This window comes from Allosphingosinicella sp. (genome assembly GCF_036570505.1).
Classification (GTDB): Bacteria; Pseudomonadota; Alphaproteobacteria; order Sphingomonadales; family Sphingomonadaceae; genus Allosphingosinicella.
Window position 1 is genome coordinate 35,182 of record NZ_DATCYB010000062.1, and the last position, 17,086, is coordinate 52,267.

The following is a 17,086-nucleotide window of genomic DNA, read 5'->3' on the forward strand; positions in this document are numbered from 1 at the left end:
CCTGTCGTGGTGGGCACATGGTTGCGCGCTTTGCGACGACGCGCAACAGGGGTGCGATAAAATAGTATTGCATAAATATGCATAACTATACATATGCATCCGCATGATTCAGGTGGCCATCTTCGGGGCGTCCGGTTTTGTGGGCGGGGAGTTGCTGCGGCTTTGCGCGTCGCATCCACGGCTTCAGCCTGCGCGCCTATTCGGCGATAGCCAGGCCGGGCAGGCACTCGGCGAAGTGCATCCGCATCTCGCTCTGGCCTATCCACGCGCAATGATCGAGCGTTATGAGAAATCGGCGCTCGATGGTGTCGATCTCGTCTTCGCGGCGCTCCCGCATGGTCAGTCGCAGGACCTTGCGCCTGCCATTCTCGATCGGGGCATCCCATTAGTCGATCTCGGCGCCGATTTCCGGCTCCGCGACCCGGCCGCCTATAAGCAATGGTATGGCGAGCGGCATCGGGCGCCAGAGCTGCTCGGCTCTTTCGTCTATGGAATACCAGAGCTCGACAGGGACGCCATCAGGGGCGCCAGGGCGGTGGCGGCCGCCGGCTGCTACCCGACCGCGACTATCCTGGCGCTGAAGCCGTTGGTGGATGCGGAGCTGATCGATCCGGCAAGCGTCGTTGTCGATGCCGTTTCGGGCGTTAGCGGGGCGGGGAAGGGGCTCAAGGAATCGACTCACTTCAACAGCGTTTCGGAATCGCTCTCCGCCTATGGTCTGATCTCGCACCGGCATACCGCCGAGATGGAAGCGGCGCTGGGCGCCACGGTGCTGTTCACGCCGCATCTGGCGCCGATGAACCGGGGCATTCTTGCCACTTGCTATGGCACGGCGACCGGGTCGATGGCGGCCGGCGCCCCGCTGGAGACCATGCGGGCCGCCTATGCCGACGAGCCCTTCGTCCATGTGACGGAGCGGTCGCCTTCGACCAAATGGACGCTGGGCTCCAACGCGGTCCAGCTGACCGCCCGCTATGACGAGCGGACCGGGCGGGTGCTCGCCATCGCCGCGCTCGACAATCTGGTGAAGGGCGCGGCCGGGCAGATGGTCCAGTGCGCCAACCTCATGCTCGGCCTCGACGAAGGCGCGGGGCTCTCAACCTGTGGAGTCTACCCATGAGCGTCACCGCCGCCCCCGGCTTCGTCGCGTCCGGCCTTCATGCGGGCATCAAGCGGCGGCGCCACGACATGACGATGATCGCGACCGACGACGGCCGGCCCATCACCGCGACCGCCGTCTTCACGCAGAACAAGTTCTTCGCGCCACCGGTGGGCGTGAGCCGCAAGAAGCTCGCCGAGAATGGCGGCCGCGCGGCGGCGATCATCGTCAATTCCGGTAATGCCAATGCCGGCACGGGGCCCGAGGGTTATGCCGATGCCGACGCGATGTGCGAGGCGACGGCGGAGGCGATAGGCTGCGCGAGCGGCGACGTGCTCGTCTGCTCGACGGGAATCATCGGGACACCGCTGCCGATGGACAAGGTGTTGCCGGCCGTGCCCAAGCTGGCGAAGAAGCTTTCCGTCCAGGGCTCGGAAGACGCCGCCAAAGGCATCCTCACCACCGATCACGTGCCGAAGGAAGCGGTGATGAAGGGCTCGACCTTCACATTGGGCGGCATGGCCAAGGGCTGCGGCATGATCGCGCCCAACATGGCAACGATGCTCGCTTTCCTGACGACCGACGCCGACGTGCCGGTGGACGAGCTTCAGGCGATCCTCCGCGATGCCGCCGACCGGACCTTCAACACGCTGAACGTCGACGGCGCGACCTCGACCAACGACACGGTGATCCTGCTCGCCAATGGCCGAGCGGGGCGGCCGGACAGGGCGGAGTTCGCAGGCGCCGTGCACAAGGTCTGCGAGGACCTCACCTGGCAGATGGCGCGCGATGCCGAAGGCGTGACCAAGATGGTGACGCTGCGCGTCACCGGCGCGTTGAGCGACGCCGAGGCGCGGACGGCCGCCAAGTCAATCGCCGAGAATAATCTCGTCAAATGCTCCTGGTACGGCTCCGATCCCTATTGGGGCCGGCTCCTCGCCGTCGCCGGCTCGGCGGGGATCGACTTCGACCCGGACAAGGCGGCCGTCTCCTATGGCGGCATCATGGTATCGAGGGCCGGCGCGCCGCTCGCGCATGACGAGGCCGCCGTCGCCGCGCACATGAAGGAGGAGCGGATCGACATCGAAGTGGCGCTCGGCCTCGGCACGGGCGCGGCGCAGGTCATCGGGATCGATCTCGGTCCCGGCTACATCAAAGAGAATTCGGTGACTTCATGATGGTCACCGACGGTCAAAAGCCGGGAACAGACGCGGCTCACGAGCTCACGCCTTCGCAGACCGCCCGCATCCTCGTCGAGGCGCTGCCCTATATCCGCCGCTTCGCCGGCAAGTCCGTCATCGTGAAGCTGGGCGGCGCGGCGATCGACAAGGCCCTGGACCGGGCGCTGGCGCAGGACGTGCTGCTGCTGAGGAGCGTGGGCGTGCGCTGCGTCGTCGTCCATGGCGGCGGTCCGCAGGTGAATGGGGTGATGGAGAGGATGGGCAAGGCACCCGAATTCCGCGACGGCCTCCGCGTCACCGACGAGGAGACGCTTGAGATCGTCCGCATGGTGCTGGTCGGCAAGGTCAATCGCGACCTCGTCGCCACCATCAACCGCGAGGCGCTGGACGAGCCGGTGGCGGTCGGCGTGTCGGGCGAGGATGGCGGTCTCCTCACCACTCGCCCGCGCGATCCGGCGCTCGGCTTCGTCGGCGACGTCGCGAGCGTGCGGGCGGGCCTCCTCCACAAGCTGCTCGACGACGGCCTGACGCCGGTCGTCTCGACGGTCGGCGCCGATGCCTCGGGTCAGCCCTACAATATCAACGCCGACGAGGCCGCGATGGCGATCGCGGTGGCGATGAAGGCGGAGAAGATCATCTACCTCACCGCCGCCGCCGGTCTGCTCGAGGACGTGAACGATCCTTCCAGTCTCGTGCCGCGTCTCACCTCCGCCGAACTTCGCGACAGGATCGCGCATGACAGCGTCAGCGCGGGCATGATCCCCAAGCTTCGCGCCTGCGCCGACGCGGTGGAGGGCGGCGTCGGCTATGCCCACATCATCGACGGGCGGGTGGCGCACGCGCTGCTGATCGAGCTCCTGACCGACGAGGGCATCGGCACCATGATCAGGAAGGAGGCCGACTGGTGACCCGCGACATCCTCACCATCGCCGATCTCGACTCCGGGGGGCTGAACGCGATCCTCGATCTGTCGACGCGTGCCGATCCTGGCCGTCCGCTCGCCGGCAAGGGCGTCGCGCTGGTTTTCCAGAAACCGAGCGCCCGCACCCGCAATTCGATGGAGATGGCGACCGTGCAATTAGGCGGGCACCCCGTTTACATCCAGAAGGAGGAGGTCGGCCTCGGCACTCGCGAGAGCGCCGAGGACGTCGCGCGCACGCTCGCTTGCTATCATTCGATCATCGCCGCGCGGGTTGCCGATCATGAGCTGCTGGAGCGGATGGCGGCGGCGGTCGAGACCCCCGTTCTCAACATGCTGTCGGACAGCGACCACCCGCTCCAGGCCCTGGCCGATTTGCTCACGGTGCGGCAGCTCGCCGGGACGCTCGACGGTGTGAAGGTCGCCTGGATTGGGGATGCGAACAATGTCTGCCGCTCGCTGGCCGAAGGCTGCGCGACGCTGGGCGTGGAGCTCGCCGTGGCGAGTCCGGAAGGCTATGGCTTCGCGTCAGTGGAGGCCGATCGGCTCGGCATCGGGCAGACCGCCGATCCCGCCGAAGCGGCGAAGGGCGCCCGCTTCATCTACACCGATGTGTGGGTATCGATGGGACAGGATGCCGAGACCGAGGCGCGGCGCACGGCGCTCGCGGATTATCAGGTGAATGCGAGCCTGATGGCCCTGACCGACGACGCCTGGTTCCTCCATTGCCTTCCCGCGCGCCGCGGGGAAGAAGTCACCGACGCCGTCATGGACGGACCGAAGAGTGCCGTCTGGCGGCAGGCGGAAAATCGCATGCACACCGCGCGCGGCGCCATGGCCTGGATGATGGGAGAAGGCATATGACGGACACTCGCGCGCGTCGGCAGAAGCTGATCGCGGAGATGATCCGCTCGGGCACCGTCTCTAGCCAGGAAGATGTGACGGCGAAGCTCGCGGAACAGGGCATAGCCGTCACCCAGGCGACCGTCTCGCGCGACCTCGACCAGATGGGCGCCGTCAAGGTCAAGCGCGGCGGCGTGCTCGGCTATGCGCTGCCCGACCAGATGGCCGACAATGACTGGGCCGCCTCGCGGCTACAGCGCATCCTCGCCGACTGGGTGCAGTCGGTCGAGGCGGCCGGGAACCTCATCGTCATGAAGACGCCGCCCGGCTCCGCCCATCTCGTCGGCCTCGCCCTCGACCAGGCGAACTTGCCCGAGGTCGTCGGCACGATCTGCGGCGACGACACGCTCTTCCTCGCGCTCCGGAACGGCGCCAATCCGGACGCCGTCGCCCGTCGCTTCCGCACCCTCTCGCTCTCGCAGGAACCCAAATGACCTCCAAGCCGAAGAAGGTCGTGCTCGCTTATTCGGGCGGGCTCGACACCTCGATCATATTGAAATGGCTTCAGACCGAATATGGCGCGGAGGTCGTCACCTTCACCGCCGACCTCGGCCAGGGCGAGGAGGTGGAGCCCGCGCGCCGCAAGGCCGAATTGCTCGGCATCAGGCCCGGGAACATCTTCATCGAGGACCTGCGCGAGGAGTTCGTGCGCGACTATGTTTTCCCGATGTTCCGAGCGAACACGATCTATGAGGGCCAGTATCTGCTCGGCACGTCGATCGCGCGGCCGCTGATCGCCAAAAAGCAGATCGAGATCGCCCGCAAAGTTGGGGCGGACGCCGTCTGTCATGGCGCGACGGGCAAGGGCAACGACCAGGTCCGCTTCGAGCTCGGCTATTATGCGCTGGAGCCCGATATCCGCGTCGTCGCCCCGTGGCGCGAATGGGATTTCGCCAGCCGCGAGCAGCTCCTGGCCTTCGCCGAGGCGCACCAGATCCCCATCGCCAAGGACAAGCGTGGCGACGCGCCCTTTTCGGTCGATGCGAACCTTCTGCATTCGTCGTCCGAAGGAAAGGTGCTGGAGGACCCGGCTGTCGAGGCGCCCGAATATGTCCATCAGCGGACGATCGCGCCCGAGGACGCGCCTGACAAACCTACGGTGATCGAGATTGCGTTCGAGCGGGGCGATCCCGTCGCCATCGACGGCAAAAAGATGTCACCGGCGAGCCTGCTTGCCCGGCTCAACCAGCTCGGCCACGACAACGGCATCGGCCGCCTCGACCTGGTCGAGAACCGCTTCGTCGGCATGAAGTCGCGCGGTGTTTACGAGACGCCGGGCGGCACGATTCTGCTCGCGGCCCATCGCGGTATCGAATCGATCACGCTCGACGGCGGGGCGATGCATTTGAAGGACGAGATCATGCCGCGTTATGCGAAGCTGATCTACAACGGCTTCTGGTTCTCGCCGGAGCGCGAGATGCTGCAGGCGCTGATCGACAAGAGCCAGGAGCATGTGAGCGGCACCGTCCGAATGAAGCTTTACAAGGGCAACGCCGCGGTGATCGGCCGGGAGAGTCCGCTGTCGCTCTATGACCAGGATCTCGTCACCTTCGAGGAAGGGACGGGCGGCTACGACCAGCGCGACGCCGCCGGCTTCATCCGCCTCAACGCGCTGCGGCTGCGGATCGAGGCCCGGCGCCGGAAGCTTGACACTGACATCGCGTAAGGGCCGATGAAGAGCGGCGATGGATAGCTTCGTCCTTTTCTTCTATGGACTTGCCGATGGGATCGTCGCCTCGAAATTCGTCGCTGCACGCTGAAGCCGCCACCGAGCAATGGCACCAGCACATCTATCTGGGCGCCTCGCACCAGGCCAATGAGCGGCGGACGCGCTGGGTGGTCGCGCTCACCGCTATCATGATGGTGGGCGAGATCGCCGCCGGCTACCTCACCGGATCGATGGCGCTGCTCGCCGACGGGTTCCACATGGCGACGCATGCCGGTGCACTGGCGGTGGCCGCCGGCGCCTATGCCTTTGCGAGGCGGCGGGCGCACGATCCGGCCTTTGCCTTCGGGACCGGAAAGGTCGGCGATCTCGCCGGCTTCGGATCGGCGCTGCTGCTCGCCGTCTTTGCCGTCGGCATCGCCGTCGAATCGATCCAGCGGCTGATCGAACCGCGCGGCGTCGCCTTTGCCGAGGCCACCGTGGTGGCCGTGCTGGGCCTGATGGTCAATCTCGTCTCGGCCTGGCTGCTGTCCGACGGCCATCACCATGGCCATGGCGACGACGAGCACCATCATCATGACCACAATCTGCGATCCGCCTATTTCCATGTGCTCGCTGATGCGCTGACGTCCGTCCTTGCCATCGTCGCCCTGCTGGCGGGCCGTCATCTCGGCTGGGTCTGGATGGATGCGGCGGTCGGGATCATCGGGGCGTTGGTGATCCTGCGCTGGTCATGGGGACTGATGCGCGACACGGGCGCCATCCTTCTCGACCGCTCTGACCTCCGCCTCGCCGACGAAGCGCGGCGGCGGATCGAGGCGGACGGCGACGCGCGGGTCACGGACCTGCACGTCTGGCGCATCGCCCCCGGCGCTCATGCCGGCATCATCTGCCTGGTCGCCGACAAACCGCTCGAGGTCGCCGAATATCATCGGCGCCTCGCCGATCTCGAGACCGTCGTCCACCTGTCGATCGAGGTCCATCGCTGCGCCGGCCGCGACTGCCGCTGAGGCCCATGTCGAGCGTCGCCCAGGCCGCGCGCGCAGTGCTTCTCGCCGGCGATCCCTATACCAAGGTGCGGCTGGCTCGCGGCGTCGCGCGTGCCTGGCGCCGGGGTGGTCTGGCGCATGGTTTCGACGTCGCAATGCCCGATCGGCCTGCCCGTCCGCCACGGCCTGAGCTGCTGCCGGCCTCCCGGATGCCGAAGCGCGGGAAGGGCGGCTCGGAGCGGGGTCGGATCGCGATGCTTCACGCCCTGGCCCACATCGAGTTCGGAGCCATCGACCTCGCCTTCGACATGGCGGGCCGTTTCGGCGCGGACTTTCCGGCGGAGTTCGTCGACGACTGGCTCGGCGTAGGCGCCGACGAGGCGATGCATTTCGCGCTGCTCGATCGGCGGTTGAAGAGCCTCGGCGCCTCCTATGGCGCGCTTCCCGCCCATGACGGCCTCTGGGAGGCGGCCGAGGCGACGGCGCATGACGCGCTCGCCCGCCTCGCCGTCGTGCCGATGGTGCTGGAGGCCCGGGGGCTGGACGTGACCCCGGCGACGGTCGAGCGATTCGTAGCGGCGGGAGACAGTCGCTCGGCGGCGATCCTGTGGCGCATCTATCGCGACGAAATCCGCCATGTCGGCGCCGGAACGAGATGGTTCAAACAGGCCTGCGAATCCCGCGGATTTGAGCCGATCGGGCATTGGCGATGGTTAACGAAAACCTACTTCCGGGGGGTGCTGAAGCCTCCGTTCAACGACTCGGCGCGGGGCCAAGCCGGTCTGTCCCGCGATTTCTACATAGGACTTGCCGAGGCAAGAGATGTTTAACAGTCTCCGCTCACACGTCACGGGGTGGGCAACTTCCTGACGCGAAAGCCGGGCAGAAATGTCCAATGTTTGAGTTTTCATGGTCGCGACAATGCGTGGCCGTGCCGACCGCTTTTTTGGTCGCGGGGATTGTGATGACAAATTTGGTTCAGGCGAAGAACGGCGTAGTGGTTCTGAAGTTCCGCAACGTTTTCAAACCGCGTGATATTTTCTTCCATGACGGCAAAAGCCTGCGCCGCGTCAGCGTTGGCGTTCCGGTTCAGATGGTGGCGGCGTTGGCCGCCCTTTTCTTGATCGGCTGGTCCGCTTTCGCCGCCGCGCAATTCGCCACCGCCAGGACGGTCGATCCGGCCGAGGTGGCTCGGATGGAGCAGCAGGTCCAGTCGATGCAGGCCGACGTGCAGGCGATCAAGGCGATGGCCGACAAGCGCTACCAGATGACGGAGCAGGCGCTTCGCGACCTCGGTCTCGATCCGCAGCGCTTCCAGGGCACCGGTGGTCCATTCGAGGCGGTCGAGCCGCTCGGCACCGCGTCCGATCCCAAGTTCAAACAGCTCTTTACCACCTGGAAGAGGCTCGACCAGGTCGAACAGAGCACCCTCGCCATCCCATCCGTCGAGCCCGTCAAGGGCACCGCCTTCACCAGCGGCTTCGGCGTCCGCTCCGACCCCTTCCGCGGCCGCGCCGCCATGCATGCCGGCATCGATCTCGCCGGCCCGGTCGGCACCAAGATCTACGCCACGGCCGACGGCATCGTGGCCCGCTCCGAGTATAATGGCGGCGGCTACGGCAACCTCGTCGAGTTGAGCCACGGCCGCGGCATAGAGACCCGCTACGGCCATATGTCGAAGCGGCTCGTCGCGGAAGGCCAGCGCGTGAAGCGCGGCGACGTGATCGGCCTGATGGGCTCGACCGGGCGCTCGACCGGCAGCCATCTCCACTATGAGGTTCGCATCGACGGCAAGGCCGTGAACCCGATCCCCTTCATGCAGTCGAACGACTATCTCCTCGCCGTCCAGCGCCGCGCCGCCGCGGCCACCCGGGTCGCCATGGGCGGCCCGCAGGAAGGCGCCACCAAGTAAGTCTCTTCAAGTTTGGAGAGGACGGGCCCGTCGGTCGAAAGGCCGGCGGGCCTTTTCTATTAGACGTCGTCGATTATTTCCCGCCGCATATGGATGCTGGGGAACGTCATGCCGTTGCTCATCGGCACATCGATCTCGCCGATCGTGTGGAAGCCGAGCGAGGCATAGAAGGGCTCGGCATTGCGGCTGGAGAAGCACTCCAGGATTGAAACACCCGCCGCCCGCGCCTGCGACTCGCAGCGGTCGTAGATCAGCCGGCCGATGCCGCGGCCGGTCCAGCCTGCGCGGGTCGCGAAATGGCGGAGATGGCCGATGCCGGGCTCGACCTTCAGGCTGCCCGGCATTTCGCGGGCCCAGCCGCCGCAGGCGACCGGCTCTCCCTCCGCCTCGGCGAGATAATAGGTTCCGGACGCCAACAGCGCCGGATTCGCCCGAGTTATAGTCGGCAGCATCAGCGCCAAAAGCTCGGGATCATAGGCCTCCGCCATCAGGTCCGGATAGCTTGCCCGCAAAACCGCCGTGACCGCCGCCGCGTCGTCCGGCAACGCGAGGCGTATCAAGACGTCATGTTCGCTCATGTCGGGGTTACTTCCCCCGTTTTTGCCGGTGCTTTTCGAGATCGAGCACGCTGTTGGCCTCGCCTTCCGGCAGCAGACCGAGTCGCCGCGCCACTTCCTGATAGGCTTCGGCCTCGCCGCCGAGGTCGCGGCGGAAGCGGTCCTTGTCGAGCTTCTCGTTCGTCGTCATGTCCCACAGGCGGCAGCCGTCGGGGCTGATCTCGTCCGCCAGGATGACGCGGCTATACTCGTTTTCCCAGATGCGGCCGAATTCGAGCTTGAAGTCGACGAGGCGGATGCCGATCGCCGCGAACAGGCCGCACATGAAATCGTTCACGCGCACCGCCATGTCGGCGATGTCGTTCATCTCTTCCTGGGTGGCCCAGCCGAAGCAGGCGATGTGCTCGTCGGCGATCAGCGGATCGCCCAGCGCATCGTCCTTGTAATAATATTCGATGATCGTGCGGGGGAGCTGCGTGCCCTCTTCGATGCCGAGCCGCTTGGAGAGCGTCCCCGCCGCCACGTTGCGGACCACCACCTCGATCGGCACGATCTCGACCTGGCGGATCAGCTGCTCGCGCATGTTGAGGCGGCGGATGAAGTGGGTCGGAATGCCGATCCCGGCGAGCAGGGTGAAGATATGCTCGGAAATGCGGTTGTTGAGCACCCCCTTGCCGGCGATCGTGCCCTTTTTCTGGGCGTTGAAGGCGGTCGCGTCGTCCTTGAAATACTGGATGAGCGTGCCGGGCTCCGGACCCTCATAGAGGATCTTGGCCTTGCCTTCGTAGATCTGGCGGCGGCGGGACATGGACTTGATGCTCCGGAAAAGACAAAGGCCCCGGTGGCGCGGTCATGGGCGCGGCCGAGGCGGATGGGGGAACCTATAGAGTATGCCGCCTAGCGGCGCAATCAGGTGACCTTGCCCCTGACGGCGAACCGGGGCTCGCGCCAGCGGCCGCTTTCGAGGATGTCCACTAGGCGATCGACGGCTGTCCAGATATCCTCACAGCCGAGATAGAGCGGCGTCAGGCCGAAGCGGACCACGTCGGGGGCGCGGAAGTCGCCGATAACCTCCGCCTCGATCAGCGCCTGGCAGATTTCGAAGGCATGGGGGTGACGGTAGGAGATGTGGCTGCCCCGCTTCTCGGGGTCCGTGGGGCTGATGCATTCGAGGCCATGACCGGCGCAGCGCTCCTCGACTAGCGCGGCGAAGAGATCGAATAGGGCGACCGACTTGGCCCAGATCGCGTCCATGCCGACCCCATCGAAGCTCTCGACTCCACTCTCCAGCGCCAGCAGGCTCAGCATCGGCGGGGTGCCGGCAAGGAAGCGGGAGATGCCGGGGGCGGGCTGGTAATCGTCGGTGAAGGCAAAGGGGGCGGCATGGCCCATCCAGCCGCGCAGATAGGGGATGAGCCGTTCCTGCAGATGCTCGGCGACATAGAGGAAGGCTGGCGCGCCGGGTCCGCCGTTCAGATATTTATAGCCGCAGCCGACCGCCAGCTCGGCTCCGGCCCCATTGAGGTCGACCGGCACGGCGCCGACGCTGTGGCTGAGGTCCCAGAGGGTCGGCGCGCCCGCCGCCTTGGCTCGTCGGGTGACGGCGGCCATGTCGAAGCGGTCACCGCTCTTATAGTGGACATGCGTCAGCAGGAGGAGGTTCGTGTTGGGCCCGAGCGCCTCGTCGATGCGGGTCCGATCGACCGTCTCCAGCCTGAGGTTCGGCATCAGCTCGGCCGCGCCGCTGGCGACGTGGAGGTCGGTGTGGAAATTGCCCCGCTCCGACAGCAGCACCGGCCGTTCCGGCGAGAGCGCCGCGGCGGCCGTGATCAGCTTGAACAGGTTCACCGAAACGGAATCGGCGACGATCACCTCGTGCGGCTTCGCCCCGATCAGCGGCGCGATCCTGGCGCCGACCCGCTGCGGCGCGTCGATCCAGCCATGGTCGTTCCAGCTCCGGATGAGCGAAGCGCCCCATTCCCGCTCGATCACCTCGCGCTTGCGCCCGATAGCCGCCTTGGGAAGCGCGCCGAGCGAGTTGCCGTCGAGGTAGATGAGGCCTTCGGGTAGGACGAAGCGCTCGTGGCATGCGCGCAGGGGGTCGGCGGCGTCCATCGCGCGGGCCTGTTCGAGGGAAATCATCGCGTCCGCCCCTTCCCGTCATCCCGGCGAAAGCCGGGACCCAGGAACTCGGCCATGGAGCGAGTAACCCGGTGCATCAATCCGAGCCCCGTGTGCCTGGATCCCGGCTTTCGCGGGAATGACGATGGAGCAGCGCCTTCTCGATCTCCTCGACCGCGACTGCCCAGGCCTGCGTCTCCGGCGCAACCAGCTCGACATGGCCGGTGTCGTCGATCATCCGCACTTTCACGTCGTCGCCCGCGGCCCGCATCGGCGCTGCATAGCCTTCGGCATAAGCGGTGGGAATGATCCGGTCCTTGAGTCCGTTGATCAACACCTGATCCACCCCCAGTGGCGCGAGGTTGGGCACGGACGTATCCTCGAAACGGCCCCCCGTCAGCTGTTCGACTACTTCGGTGCCGCAGCCGCTCCCCGGAGGCCGCGCGGCTTCCACGAGATCAGGAAGGCCGCCGAGGCTCACCACCGCGTCGATCTTGATGGGACTGCCGTTGCGAAGGGGGCTGTCCTCGGGAAGGCGGGGCCGTCCGGCCAGCCACAGCGCCAGGTGCCCGCCGGCCGAATGACCGGTGGCGACGAGCGGCGAGGTGTCCAGATTGTAGCGACTGGCGTTCGCGGCCAGCGCATCGGCCGCGGCGGCGGCGTCGAGGAAAGTGCCGGGATAACCGCCACCCGGCCGGTCCACGCCGCGATAGTCGATATTCCAGACGGCGATGCCGCGCTTCCTCAAATCGTCGGCGATCCAGTTCATGATCGTCCGGTCGGCGACCTCGGTCGTCCAGCATCCGCCATGGACCATCAGCACCGTCGGATGCGGGCCCTTGCCCTCGGGCAGCCACAGGTCAACCACCTGATAGGGATCGTCGCCATAGTGGATCGTCGCGTCCTCTTTCGGCTGGGGGCGCTCGAGAAGGTCGGGCCATTCCATCAGGGAGTGGGAGGACGTCTGGCTCATCGAGCAGGCGGCTAGCGCCAGCGTGGCGCCAAGCGCAAGCGAATAGGCGAATGGCGGCACGGCGTTCCTCCCCGCCGAGGCGATAACCGGCGCGCGCGCCGCCCGCAAATCGGTTATGGCTGCGGGTCAATCATGCGAGGGGAGCGAAGCCTTGGATTTTCACGACATCGATCAGCTTATCGCGGCATTTTACGCCACCATCTCCGGCCCCGCCGGCGGGCAGGATTGGGAGGGGGCGAAGCCGCTGTTCCATCCCGACGCGCGGCTGGTCCGCACCCGGCTCGACGAGGAGGGGCGACCGGTCGCCTTTTCCTTCTCGGTCGATGGCTATCGCGAGGCGACGGCGCCGCTGCTGGCCGCTATGGATTTCTACGAATATGAAATTGCCCGGCGCACCGTGCGCTTCGGCAACATCGCGCAGTTATTCTCCGCGTACGAAGCCTATGACCGGCCTGAGGGCGGGCGGCTGCTGAAGCGCGGCATGAACATGATCCACATGTTCGACGACGGCAGCCGCTGGTGGATCATGCACGTCATCTGGGACGACGAGCGCGAAGGCGTGCGCCTGCCTCAAGACCTGTTTGCCGGAGAGGCTGAATAAGGGAGCGAGCGCCGTTGGGGGGGCGGAACGGCGCTCGCTCGGCGGTTGGTCGACCTTGGCCTCGCGGGTTCCACGTCAGGACAATCCGTAGCGGACCTTGAGGGTGTCGGCGCCCTGGGGCGTGGACGCCGTGTAGCCGACCTCCGTTTGGAAGGTGGTGGCGTAGAGCGGAGCCCCCGTCGAAGCGACGGTGCCCGCCACGCTGAGGATCGCGGCCAGGAGAGCGAGGCCGGCGAACTCGGCATTGATCCTGTTCATCTCGATTCTCCTTGATTCAGAGCAGAGACTATCCGGCGATCGGCCTCAACGGCCGGTCGACGACGACTTCTGCCAGGGCGCATCGAATTCGATGTCGCTCAGTTTCCGAAACGGCTCTCCGATCTTTACGAAGAGCTGGTGCAGGGCGGCGCTGAGCTCATGGCCATGATCGGCCCAGGCTTGGGTATCGAACGGCTCGTGCATTGTCTGGCTCCTTCCTGGTCCGTGCCGGTAGTTCCGGGCACGCTGGTTAGATGGAGGAACCGCGCCTCCAGCGCCAACTAAAGGCTCGACAGATTTGATAAGGAGAGCTTATTAGTCTCGGCATGCGTCACATCCCTTCCCTGCCGGCCGTTCGGGTGTTCGAGGCCGCCGCGCGCCACGAGAATTTCACCAGGGCGGCCGCCGAGCTCGGCATGACCCAGGCGGCGGTCAGTTATCAAATTCGCTTGTTGGAAGAACGACTTGGCGTCGGTCTCTTCCGGCGCGAGAAGAAGAAGGTGATGCTGACCGACGCCGGCCGCCGCGCCTCGGGCGACGTGTCGCGCGCCTTCGACGTGCTCGACGCCGCCTTCTCGGCGCTCAGGGCGGAGGACGAGGGGACGCTGACCATCACCACCTCCTACACTTTCGCCAACACCTGGTTCGCCTGGCGGCTGGGCGCCTTCCAGATGACCAATCCGGAAATGGCGGTCCGGATGCTGACTGACGATGCGGTCGTGGATTTCGCCGGCTCCGAAGTGGATGTCGGCGTGCGCACGGGGCAGGGCGACTGGCCTGGCCTGGCCTCCGAGCTGCTGTTCCGGGTCGACTTCACCCCCATGTGCAGCCCGGAATTCCTCGAACGCCATGGCGACTCGCTAAAGCCGAAGGATCTGCTCGACATCCCCCAGATCGGGCCGCAGGATCCGTGGTGGGCGCACTGGCTGCGTGAGGCCGGGGTGGACGTGCCGGAGCGGCCGCCCAAGCCGGGCGTGCGCCTGGGCTATCAGGCGCATGAGGGTTTCGCCGCCATGGCGGGACAAGGGATGGCGATGCTGACCCCCTTCTTCTGGCGCAACGACATCGCGGAAGGGCGGCTGGTGCGTCCATTCGGCCAGGTCTCGTCACGCGGCTGGGGTTATTGGCTGGTCTATGCCGAGCATCGCCGGCTGGTCCCCAAGATCAAGCATTTCCGCGACTGGCTGCTGGCCGAGGTGGCGCGCGACCTCAAGCAACTCGCCGCCAATGCGCCGCCGCCCGATCAGGGGATGTCTTGACCAGGTCTCTGGAGAGCAAGTCGAGAAGCCTTCGTTCGTCCCGAGCGTTGTCGAGGGGCGAACGGGCTTGGCGGGCTTGTTCGAACCTCCTCGTCCGCTTCCTCGCTCGCGCGAACAGTGCCTTCAACGTCGCGGCCGCGAAAAGCATTTTCCTACAACCGGTCGAATGTGCAACGTTTGTTCGGGACCGACGAATCTCGCGCTTACTACAATTCGCCGTCTCACTGAAAACAAAGGATTTTCTAGGCTGTTTCGCATGACTTTCGTAAACTTTGCAGAGCCTCGGCCGGCTGCTATCGCGCTCCTATGCCTGACCTAGAAGACCCCTTCGATCAGATCGTCGACGCCCCTTTCGATGATGCCCTTTCCCAGCGCTATCTCGTCTATGCGCTCTCCACGATCACCGCGCGCTCGCTGCCCGATGTGCGCGACGGGCTGAAGCCGGTCCATCGGCGGCTGCTGTGGGGAATGCGGCTGCTGAGGCTTGATCCGGCGGCGGGGTACAAGAAGTGCGCGCGCGTGGTCGGCGACGTGATGGGCAAATATCACCCGCATGGCGACCAGTCGATTTACGACGCAATGGTCCGCCTCGCCCAGCCCTTTTCCCTCCGCTATCCGCTGGTCGACGGGCAGGGTAATTTCGGCAATGTCGATGGCGATAACGCCGCGGCCATGCGCTATACCGAGGCGCGGCTGACGGCGGCGGCGAACGATCTGATGGCCGGGCTCGACGAAGGCACGGTCGATTACCGCCCCACTTATAATGGCGAGGAGGAGGAGCCGGAGGTCTTTCCGGGCCTGTTCCCGAACCTGCTTGCCAACGGCGCCAGCGGCATCGCGGTGGGCATGGCGACCTCCATCCCGCCGCACAATGTCGCCGAGGTGATCGACGCGGCGACGCATCTCATCGACAATCCCAAGGCCGAGGATTCGGCGCTGATGGACTTTGTCGCCGGGCCGGATTTCCCCACCGGCGGCGTCATCGTCGACGGGCCGGAGGCGATCGCCCATGCCTATGCGACCGGCAAGGGCGCCTTTCGGGTCCGCGCGAAATGGGAGACCGAGGATCAGGGGCGCGGCACCTGGACGGCCGTCATCTTCGAAATCCCGTTCCAGGTGCAGAAGGGCAAGCTGATCGAGCAGATCGCGGCGCTGATCGCCGAGAAGAAATTGCCGATCCTCGCCGACGTCCGCGACGAATCGGACGAGGCGATCCGCATCGTGCTGGAGCCGAGGAGCCGCACGGTCGAGCCGCAAATGCTGATGGACAGCCTGTTCCGGCTGACGGACCTCGAGACGCGCGTGTCGCTCAACCTGAACGTGCTCGACGCCAGCCGCACGCCGCGCGTGATGAGCCTCAAGGAAGTGCTGACGGCTTGGCTCGCCCATCAGATCGAGGTGCTGGTGCGGCGCTCCACGCACCGCGTCGAGAAGATCACCGACCGGGTCGAACTGCTCGACGGCTATCTGGTCGCCTTCCTCAACCTCGACCGCGTCATCCGTATCATCCGTGAGGAGGACGAGCCGAAGCCGGTCATGATGGTGGAATTCAACCTTTCCGACCGCCAGGCCGAAGCGATCCTCAACATGCGGCTGCGTAGCTTGCGCAAGCTGGAGGAAATGCAGATCAGGAGCGAGCGGGACAAGCTCCTCAAGGAACGGGCCGAGCTTGAGAAGCTGATCGAGTCGCCTTCCCGCCAGCGCAACCGCCTCAAGAAGGACCTGGCGGCGCTTCGCGACCGCTACGGACCGGAAACCGAGCTTGGCCGCCGCCGCACGCGAATCGAGGAAGCCGGCCCGGCGCGCGAAATCCCCCTGGAAGCGATGATCGAGCGCGAGCCGATCACCGTCATCATGTCGCAGCGCGGCTGGATCCGGGCTATGAAAGGCCATGTCGATCTCGCCAATCCCGAGGCGATGAAGTTCAAGGAAGGAGACGGTCCCCGTTTCTTCTTCCATGCCCAGACAACCGACAAGCTGCTGCTCGCGGCGCAGAACGGTCGCTTCTACACCCTGGCGGCGGACAAGCTTCCCGGCGGGCGTGGCTTCGGTGAGCCGGTACGCCTGATGATCGATCTGGAGGGCGAGGGAGACATCGTCGCCCTGCTCCCGGCGACGTCCGCCTCCAAGCTGCTGCTCGCCTCTTCGGACGGGCGCGGCTTCATCACCTCGACCGCCGGTGCCGTCGCCGAGACTCGCAAGGGCAAGCAGGTGGTGAACGTGCGCGCAGGCGCCCGCCTCGCCGTCGTGCGCCCGGTCGCGACAGGGGACGATTACGTCGTGGCGATCGGCGAGAATCGCAAGATGGTCGTCTTTCCCCTTTCCGAGCTTCCCGAAATGGCGCGCGGACAGGGGGTCCAGCTGCAACGCTATCGCGACGGCGGTCTCTCGGACGCGATCACCTTCGTCTTTGCCGAGGGCCTGAGCTGGGGCATGGGCGGCGCCAGCGGCCGTACGCGCACGGAAGGCGACCTGTCGGCATGGCGCGCGGCGCGGGGTGCGGCTGGGCGTATGCCGCCGGTCGGTTTCCCCCGCGATAACCGGTTCGGTTAGGGCTCGCCTTCGTGGATACGGCACCTGCGGGCTGGTGCCGGTCGCTCATAAAGCAATGCGCAATCAAGAATTAACGGCTCTCGCCTATGGCGGCC

At 66.0% G+C, this 17,086-nt stretch carries 18 protein-coding genes; 12 read left to right on the plus strand and 6 right to left on the minus strand.

All coding sequences use genetic code 11. The features are described 5' to 3' along the window. Positions 1-103: 103 nt before the first annotated feature. From argC to VIR62_RS07430, 9 genes are all read left to right on the plus strand, one after another. On the plus strand, positions 104-1,120 hold the full coding sequence (argC, locus tag VIR62_RS07390) for an N-acetyl-gamma-glutamyl-phosphate reductase (protein WP_431870014.1): 1,017 nt from the start codon (positions 104-106) through the stop codon (positions 1,118-1,120). Further along, positions 1,117-2,277 carry a bifunctional glutamate N-acetyltransferase/amino-acid acetyltransferase ArgJ gene (argJ, locus tag VIR62_RS07395; protein WP_431870016.1) on the plus strand — a complete coding sequence of 387 codons (1,161 nt, stop codon included), beginning with the start codon at positions 1,117-1,119 and terminating at the stop codon, positions 2,275-2,277. The genes argC and argJ overlap by 4 nt, the downstream gene beginning before the upstream one ends. Next, positions 2,274-3,188, plus strand: a complete 915-nt coding sequence (gene argB, locus VIR62_RS07400; RefSeq protein ID WP_431870018.1) for an acetylglutamate kinase — start codon at positions 2,274-2,276, stop codon at positions 3,186-3,188. Before argJ ends, argB begins: the two co-directional genes overlap by 4 nt. After that, complete coding sequence (gene argF, locus VIR62_RS07405; protein WP_431870019.1) at positions 3,185-4,063, plus strand: ornithine carbamoyltransferase; 879 nt, start codon at positions 3,185-3,187, stop codon at positions 4,061-4,063. The genes argB and argF overlap by 4 nt, the downstream gene beginning before the upstream one ends. Beyond that, positions 4,060-4,536, plus strand: coding sequence for an arginine repressor (gene argR / locus VIR62_RS07410; protein WP_431870021.1), 477 nt, complete (start codon positions 4,060-4,062; stop codon positions 4,534-4,536). Before argF ends, argR begins: the two co-directional genes overlap by 4 nt. After that, complete coding sequence (locus VIR62_RS07415; RefSeq protein WP_431870023.1) at positions 4,533-5,768, plus strand: argininosuccinate synthase; 1,236 nt, start codon at positions 4,533-4,535, stop codon at positions 5,766-5,768. The genes argR and VIR62_RS07415 overlap by 4 nt, the downstream gene beginning before the upstream one ends. A 56-nt stretch (positions 5,769-5,824) precedes the next feature. Continuing rightward, positions 5,825-6,778 carry a CDF family Co(II)/Ni(II) efflux transporter DmeF gene (gene dmeF / locus VIR62_RS07420; RefSeq protein ID WP_431870025.1) on the plus strand — a complete coding sequence of 318 codons (954 nt, stop codon included), beginning with the start codon at positions 5,825-5,827 and terminating at the stop codon, positions 6,776-6,778. 5 nt (positions 6,779-6,783) lie between these two features. Next, entirely contained in the window at positions 6,784-7,587 is an 804-nt protein-coding gene (locus VIR62_RS07425) for a ferritin-like domain-containing protein (protein ID WP_431870027.1), read from the plus strand. 134 nt (positions 7,588-7,721) lie between these two features. Then, entirely contained in the window at positions 7,722-8,669 is a 948-nt protein-coding gene (locus VIR62_RS07430) for a M23 family metallopeptidase (protein ID WP_431870029.1), read from the plus strand. Between the two features lie 59 nt (positions 8,670-8,728). On the opposite strand, the gene VIR62_RS07435 is transcribed toward VIR62_RS07430, so the two are convergent. The 4 genes from VIR62_RS07435 to VIR62_RS07450 form a co-directional block, all read right to left on the minus strand. Beyond that, entirely contained in the window at positions 8,729-9,247 is a 519-nt protein-coding gene (locus VIR62_RS07435; protein WP_431870031.1) for a GNAT family N-acetyltransferase, read from the minus strand. 7 nt (positions 9,248-9,254) lie between these two features. After that, on the minus strand, positions 9,255-10,034 hold the full coding sequence (gene purC, locus VIR62_RS07440; protein WP_431870033.1) for a phosphoribosylaminoimidazolesuccinocarboxamide synthase: 780 nt from the start codon (positions 10,032-10,034) through the stop codon (positions 9,255-9,257). Positions 10,035-10,135: 101 nt separating this feature from the next. Beyond that, positions 10,136-11,368, minus strand: coding sequence for a kynureninase (gene kynU, locus VIR62_RS07445; RefSeq protein WP_431870035.1), 1,233 nt, complete (start codon positions 11,366-11,368; stop codon positions 10,136-10,138). A gap of 76 nt (positions 11,369-11,444) precedes the next feature. After that, a complete protein-coding gene (locus tag VIR62_RS07450) occupies positions 11,445-12,380 on the minus strand; it encodes an alpha/beta hydrolase (RefSeq protein ID WP_431870037.1) in 936 nt (311 codons plus the stop codon). A gap of 91 nt (positions 12,381-12,471) precedes the next feature. Between VIR62_RS07450 and VIR62_RS07455 the strand changes: the two genes are divergently transcribed. Continuing rightward, positions 12,472-12,921 (plus strand): hypothetical protein, encoded by a 450-nt coding sequence (locus VIR62_RS07455; RefSeq protein WP_431870039.1) that lies wholly within the window; start codon positions 12,472-12,474, stop codon positions 12,919-12,921. Positions 12,922-12,996: 75 nt separating this feature from the next. Here VIR62_RS07455 and VIR62_RS07460 read toward each other — a convergent pair whose 3' ends face one another. Further along, positions 12,997-13,179 carry a hypothetical protein gene (locus VIR62_RS07460; protein ID WP_431870041.1) on the minus strand — a complete coding sequence of 61 codons (183 nt, stop codon included), beginning with the start codon at positions 13,177-13,179 and terminating at the stop codon, positions 12,997-12,999. 45 nt (positions 13,180-13,224) lie between these two features. Further along, positions 13,225-13,383: a hypothetical protein gene (locus VIR62_RS07465; protein WP_431870042.1), complete on the minus strand. Its 159-nt coding sequence runs from the start codon at positions 13,381-13,383 to the stop codon at positions 13,225-13,227. A 122-nt stretch (positions 13,384-13,505) separates the two neighbouring features. Here VIR62_RS07465 and VIR62_RS07470 point away from each other — a divergent pair, with 122 nt between their 5' ends. Both VIR62_RS07470 and parC read left to right on the plus strand, forming a co-directional pair. Continuing rightward, the gene (locus VIR62_RS07470) at positions 13,506-14,438 is read left to right on the plus strand and encodes a LysR substrate-binding domain-containing protein (RefSeq protein ID WP_431870044.1); all 933 of its coding nucleotides are present in this window, start codon (positions 13,506-13,508) and stop codon (positions 14,436-14,438) included. A gap of 306 nt (positions 14,439-14,744) precedes the next feature. Then, the gene (parC, locus tag VIR62_RS07475) at positions 14,745-16,991 is read left to right on the plus strand and encodes a DNA topoisomerase IV subunit A (protein WP_431870046.1); all 2,247 of its coding nucleotides are present in this window, start codon (positions 14,745-14,747) and stop codon (positions 16,989-16,991) included. Positions 16,992-17,086 lie beyond the last annotated feature (95 nt).

Excerpts from the sequence above, each read along its gene's own strand:
- argC (WP_431870014.1), top strand. The coding sequence starts at position 104 with ATGATTCAGGTGGCCATCTTCGGGGCGTCCGGTTTTGTGGGCGGGGAG.
- argJ (WP_431870016.1), top strand. The coding sequence starts at position 1,117 with ATGAGCGTCACCGCCGCCCCCGGCTTCGTCGCGTCCGGCCTTCATGCG.
- argB (WP_431870018.1), top strand. The coding sequence starts at position 2,274 with ATGATGGTCACCGACGGTCAAAAGCCGGGAACAGACGCGGCTCACGAG.
- argR (WP_431870021.1), top strand. The coding sequence starts at position 4,060 with ATGACGGACACTCGCGCGCGTCGGCAGAAGCTGATCGCGGAGATGATC.
- VIR62_RS07415 (WP_431870023.1), top strand. The coding sequence starts at position 4,533 with ATGACCTCCAAGCCGAAGAAGGTCGTGCTCGCTTATTCGGGCGGGCTC.
- dmeF (WP_431870025.1), top strand. The coding sequence starts at position 5,825 with ATGGGATCGTCGCCTCGAAATTCGTCGCTGCACGCTGAAGCCGCCACC.
- VIR62_RS07425 (WP_431870027.1), top strand. The coding sequence starts at position 6,784 with ATGTCGAGCGTCGCCCAGGCCGCGCGCGCAGTGCTTCTCGCCGGCGAT.
- VIR62_RS07430 (WP_431870029.1), top strand. The coding sequence starts at position 7,722 with ATGACAAATTTGGTTCAGGCGAAGAACGGCGTAGTGGTTCTGAAGTTC.
- VIR62_RS07435 (WP_431870031.1), bottom strand. The coding sequence starts at position 9,247 with ATGAGCGAACATGACGTCTTGATACGCCTCGCGTTGCCGGACGACGCG.
- purC (WP_431870033.1), bottom strand. The coding sequence starts at position 10,034 with ATGTCCCGCCGCCGCCAGATCTACGAAGGCAAGGCCAAGATCCTCTAT.
- kynU (WP_431870035.1), bottom strand. The coding sequence starts at position 11,368 with ATGATTTCCCTCGAACAGGCCCGCGCGATGGACGCCGCCGACCCCCTG.
- VIR62_RS07460 (WP_431870041.1), bottom strand. The coding sequence starts at position 13,179 with ATGAACAGGATCAATGCCGAGTTCGCCGGCCTCGCTCTCCTGGCCGCG.
- VIR62_RS07465 (WP_431870042.1), bottom strand. The coding sequence starts at position 13,383 with ATGCACGAGCCGTTCGATACCCAAGCCTGGGCCGATCATGGCCATGAG.
- VIR62_RS07470 (WP_431870044.1), top strand. The coding sequence starts at position 13,506 with ATGCGTCACATCCCTTCCCTGCCGGCCGTTCGGGTGTTCGAGGCCGCC.
- parC (WP_431870046.1), top strand. The coding sequence starts at position 14,745 with ATGCCTGACCTAGAAGACCCCTTCGATCAGATCGTCGACGCCCCTTTC.